Below are 5,536 nucleotides of genomic sequence, written 5' to 3'. Positions count from 1 at the left end.
TTCGCTATTTTTCAGCTATTGTGTGCTAGAAGTTCTCACCCTCGGCACTTATCTGCTAATTGGTTTCTGGTTCAATCAATCTCTGGTGGTAACGGGGGCGCGGGATGCTTTTCTAACCAAACGGATTGGCGATTTAATCCTCTTGATGGGAGTGGTGGCCCTTTTACCCCTGGCGGGAACCTGGAACTTTGACCAATTGGCAGAATGGGCGGCTACAGCCGATTTAAACCCCAATGTGGCTAATTTACTCTGTTTAGCCCTGATTGCAGGTCCGATGGGCAAATGCGCTCAATTTCCCCTGCATTTATGGCTAGATGAGGCCATGGAGGGACCGATGCCAGCGACAATTCTGCGGAATACCGTCGTTGTTTCCACTGGCGCTTGGTTATTGGTGAAATTAGAGCCGGTGCTACAATTATCGCCCTTAACCTTGCAAGTAATGATCATTGTTGGCTCTGTTACTGCCATCGGTGCGGGGTTAATTGCGATCGCCCAGATCGATGTCAAGCGCTCCCTCTCCTATTCCGTCAGCGCCTACATGGGGCTGATTTTTATCGCTGTGGCCACCGGACAAACGGAAACCGCTTTAGTGTTACTCTTTACTTATGCGATCGCTATGTCCCTGTTAGTCATGGTGGTGGGTAACATCATTTGGAATAATATCAGCCAAGATTTAAGCCAATACGGCGGTTTATGGTCCCGTCGTCCCGTTTCCGGTATTTGTTATCTCGTCGGTGCCGCTAGTTTAGTCGCACTGCCTCCCTTTGGTGGTTTTTGGTCATTGGCCCGCATGGGCGATCGCCTCGCAGAAATCAGTGGTTTACTGTTATTAGTGCTATTGTTGGTCAATGCTTTAACTGCCTTTAGTGTCACTAGAGAATTTTGCGTTTTCTTTGGCGGTAAAATCAAACCAATGACCCTGCGCTCTCCGGAAGCTCTTTGGCCCTTAGTTATCCCCATGACTGTGACCATGGGTTTCGCCCTTCATCTGCCGATTTTATTGGCGCAATGGCATTTATTACCAAGTGACTTAAATCTGGGAGTGGCTTTTCTCTTGGTACTTTCCAGTGCTGCTGGCGTAATTCCGGCAGCCTATATTTACCTGAATGAAAATATCTCCAAACCGATCGTTTTTCAACCGAAAGCCCTTCAAGATTTCTTTGCCAACGACCTTTATACAGCCCAATTGTATAAAGTTACCATCGTTTTTGTCGTCGGATTAATCTCGCAAATTATTAACTGGATCGATACCTTTCTGGTGGATGGCATCGTTAACCTGGTGGGATTAGCCACGGTTTTTGGTGGTCAGAGTTTGAAATATAACGTCTCGGGCCAAACCCAATTTTACTTTCTGTCGATTATTTTGGGGGTCGCTTTGATCGGTATTATCATCTGCTGGCCCCTACTAGCACAAATTTCTCTAGTTTTCAGTTAAAGATTTGATAACTTAGGCTTTTCTTTAGCATCCCCGGCCCTGACAATAGGATTTGTCCTGATTAATGGAAACAATTACCTATGTTCAATACCTCTCGTCGCCAATTAATCCGTTATGGGGGTGGTTTTTTGGGAACCAGTCTAGCCGCCTCTGTTGTGGGTTCTCAGTTGTCCAAAAGTAACGCCCAAACCGCCGTTAATTCCCAGCCATGGCTAACGGCTCAAAATCAAGGATTGAACCCAGACCAGGCCTTAACTATGCTCATGGAAGGCAATCAACGTTTCTGGGAACGAAGAAAAAAAAGTCCTAACCGCGATCAAGCTCGACTCACAGAAGTGGCCGAAAGTCAAGCCCCTTTTGCGGCAATTTTGGGCTGTGCCGATTCTCGCGTGCCGGCAGAAATTGTTTTTGATCAAGGATTAGGAGATCTATTTGTTTGTCGGGTAGCGGGAAATTTAGCCACTTCCGAAGAAATTGGTAGCCTCGAATTCGGCACGTTGGTGTTAGGAGCCAAGGTAATTGTTGTCCTTGGCCATTCTCGTTGTGGAGCGGTAAAAGCCACCATTGAAGGGGGTCGTTTCCCTGGACAAATCGGTCGTTTAATCGATGGCCTACAGGTGGGAGTTGATCGGGCCGAAAGACAACCCGGTTCCAACAAACTTGAGCGAGCGATTAAATCCAATGTTATCTATCAAGTAGAGAAATTGGGCAAATCCCCGGTCATGGGTGATTTAGTAGATAAAAAACAATTAAAAATTGTTGGAGCCTACTACGATCTCGATACCGGCAAAGTGAGTTTAATTTAGTCAATTCTAGATTAGTCATCGTGTCGGTTGGCTAATCCTTTTCTCATCCCAGTCATTATAAATTTGATCGATACCAATATGCTCAGTACCCTGCTTTGGTTGCCAATAATTGGAGCAATTATCGTCGGTCTTTTCCCCGATAAATTTGCCCCAGCAAAATTACGTCAAATTACCCTCTTTTTTGTTGCCGCCGTCCTCTTTTGGTCTTTATATCTGCTGACCCAATATAACTTAACCAGTAATGGCTTTCAATTTTCTGAATACCGCGAATGGGCAAAACCAATCGGTTTAAGTTATAACCTCGGAGTCGATGGTTTGTCCTTACTGTTAATTATTTTAAACTGTTTCTTGACAGGAATAGCTATCTATAGTACCGAAGAAAAAGTAGAGCGTCCCCGACTTTATTACATCCTAATCCTCCTGATTAACGCCGGGGTTTCTGGGGCATTAATGGCCAAAAACCTGCTGCTGTTCATCGTTTTCTATGAACTAGAATTAATCCCCTTTTATCTGATGATTGCTATCTGGGGAGGCGAAAAACGTGGCTATGCTTCGATTAAATTCCTTCTCTACACTGCTGTCTCTGGGTTATTAGTCCTAGCGGCATTTTTAGGCATAGGTTTCCTCAACGGTGGTACTTTTGACTATTCCTCCCTCTCGACCGCCGATTTCTCCCAAAAAACCCAGTTACTACTCTTAACTCTGCTGTTAGTGGGATTTGGCATCAAAATTCCCCTCGTACCTCTCCATACTTGGCTACCGGATGCCTACACGGAAGCTTCCCCCGCTACAGCAATTTTATTAGGTGGTATCCTCGCTAAACTCGGTACTTATGGCTTAGTTCGCTTTGGTCTGCAATTATTCCCAGAAACTTGGTCTTTAATCGCCCCCGGACTGGCAATTGTCGGCGTTATTAGCGTTATTTACGGTGCTTTGAGCGCTATTGCCCAAAAAGACATTAAACGCATGGTGGCCTACAGTTCGATCGGTCACATGGGCTATATACTGGTAGCAGCCGCCGCCGGCACGGGTTTAAGCGTCCTTGGTGCCGTCGCGCAAATGATTAGCCACGGTCTTATTCTCGCCCTCTTATTCTATCTGGTGGGCATCGTCGAACGCAAAGCCGGAACTAGAGATTTAGACGTTTTAAACGGTTTAATGAACCCAATTCGCGGTTTACCCTTGGTTAGCGCCCTATTAATTCTCGCCGGTATGGCCAGCGCCGGGATTCCCGGATTAGTGGGATTTGTGGCGGAATTTATCGTTTTTCAGGGTAGTTTCTCCCGTTTTCCCGTGCAGACGGTTCTCTGTATCATCGCTTCCGGTTTAACGGCGGTTTACTTTGTTATCCTGCTTAATCGCACCTGTTTTGGTAAATTGGATAATAAACTTGCCTACTATCCCAAAGTCTTGAAATCGGAAACTATACCCGCTTTTGTCCTAATGGTATTAATCGTCTTTTTAGGTATTCAACCCAATTATTTAGTCCGTTGGATTGAACCCACCACTAACTCGATGGTTGCCAGCTTATCGGGGGAAGCAAAACCTAGTTTTGTCCTCAAAAAATCTTCGCAAAAGTCCTCAAAAACCAACTGGTTGAATCGGGGTAAATTTTTGAGTAATAGTTAGGGTTGGCTTAATAAATCTAAAAACCTTGTTGGATAAGACTTTTAGACTTTTTTGACCTCAAAAAGTGCCAGCCGAGAGTGATCGGGGCGAAAATTCCGGGACTTTTTTCCTGAAAATTAGGTAATTGACCGTCTGAAAATGGGTAAAACCCTACACCCCACACCCCACACCCCACACCCTGCCCCCACGAAAAACTTTTTCAGCAGACCCTAGTTAGTTATCCCTTGCTGTTTCCGAATTATTGTAACCGCTGCTAATTACTTTACCTAAAACTATGACTGGGACATTAATCAAAGCCAAAATTCCCCCTTCTACTCACGAATTCGCCGACATTATCCATCGTTTAGAAGCGGGTGGTTCCATGTTGCCGGATACTCCCGAAAACCTGATGCAAATTATCGGCATTTATAAAGCTTATGCCGTGCCGATGGATTTTTATTGGCGAGATCTGCTCTATATTGCCGAACGAGTTTTCCTCGATCCTTTGCCCTTTTTTAAATATTTTCTACCCCAAGAATACCTAGACCTACAAAATCATTACGCTGGCGATAATGCCGATTTACGCATCTGGCGCGGTACGGGTTCCGCTCACCCTGAATTGTTAGAATTCATGGATAAAGGTAAAACCCGAAAAATGCCCAGATTAATCCATCACCTCTGGCATGACCGCGTTAATATGGAATTTGCCGAAGCTTGTATGCAAGCCATGTTATGGCATGGCCGCGATATGGGTTGGGGTTTATTTGATGCCTATCTTGATTCAGAAGAATATCGCCAAAATGCCGACCGCGCTATTAAGGCCTATTTCAAGAAAAACCCCGTGATGATGAAACTTTATGACCTGTTCCCCGATATGTTTTTGGAACAGGTGCGGATGATGTCCTATTACTCCAATTTAGGACTATTCTGGGAAGTGATGGCCCCGGTATTTTTCGAGATGTCTGATATCTACGATGAAGGCGGGTTTAAAGGTGTTCCCGATGCTATGAATTTCCTCGTTAATGGTATTTTTGCCATCGCTGGCCGGCCGATTTATCATCACGTTTATATTGATGGTCAATGCTACGAAATTATCCCCAAATCAAAGGCTTTTACTTGGCTTTATGAAGCGGCTTTACCCTATGTGGAAGCGGTCTTTTATCGTACTGCTCCCTTCCGGGGTACAAAGTCTTATAATGCCCAAGCAAAACAGGTTCCTGACGAACAAAAAGACTTTCACTATGGCATTCTTTATGCGGATGTTTTCCCCGTGGGTACTGCGGGAATTCCTCCCACGTTGTTAATGGATGATATGTATCATTTTTTACCCCAATATCTAATTGATTACTATCAGCAAAACTGCCGGGGGGAAGATGATATTTTGATTCAATTGGGTATTAGTTTCCAGCGCTCGATGTATAATGTTACTTCAGCAGTTATTCAAGCTCTACGCACTGCTTTACTTTATCCCCTCGACGATCCTAATCCCAAACATTTACTTAAAAATCGTCAATTCTTTGAGGCACAAATGGACAGATTTAAACGCCCCGAAGCGCGTCTTAGAGATATCCAAAGTCCTAATTATCGTTGAGGTTTTTTGATTATTTTTCTGGTGGGTTTAGCGCCCACCTTTTTTGATATAATGAGATGACCGACACCCAACCTCAAAAAAGATGACCACTTTTCC

4 protein-coding genes are annotated in these 5,536 nt (G+C 44.6%); all 4 read left to right on the top strand.

Annotation, left to right across the window (positions count from 1 at the left end; all coding sequences use genetic code 11):
• On the top strand, positions 1–1,435 hold a 1,435-nt coding region (locus PX481_RS10165; protein WP_288094530.1), incomplete at its 5' end, for an NAD(P)H-quinone oxidoreductase subunit F.
• Positions 1,436–1,515: 80 nt separating this feature from the next.
• On the top strand, positions 1,516–2,241 hold the full coding sequence (locus PX481_RS10160; RefSeq protein ID WP_002761528.1) for a carbonic anhydrase: 726 nt from the start codon (positions 1,516–1,518) through the stop codon (positions 2,239–2,241).
• A 78-nt stretch (positions 2,242–2,319) separates the two neighbouring features.
• Positions 2,320–3,870: an NADH-quinone oxidoreductase subunit M gene (locus tag PX481_RS10155; RefSeq protein WP_288094531.1), complete on the top strand. Its 1,551-nt coding sequence runs from the start codon at positions 2,320–2,322 to the stop codon at positions 3,868–3,870.
• 274 nt (positions 3,871–4,144) lie between these two features.
• Positions 4,145–5,440: a CO2 hydration protein gene (locus tag PX481_RS10150; protein ID WP_002761524.1), complete on the top strand. Its 1,296-nt coding sequence runs from the start codon at positions 4,145–4,147 to the stop codon at positions 5,438–5,440.
• Positions 5,441–5,536: the final 96 nt, after the last annotated feature.

The sequence above is a fragment of the Microcystis sp. M53603_WE2 genome, assembly GCF_030065435.1.
Note: the sequence above shows the minus strand (reverse complement) of the source record. Positions and strands in the feature narration are given on the sequence as shown.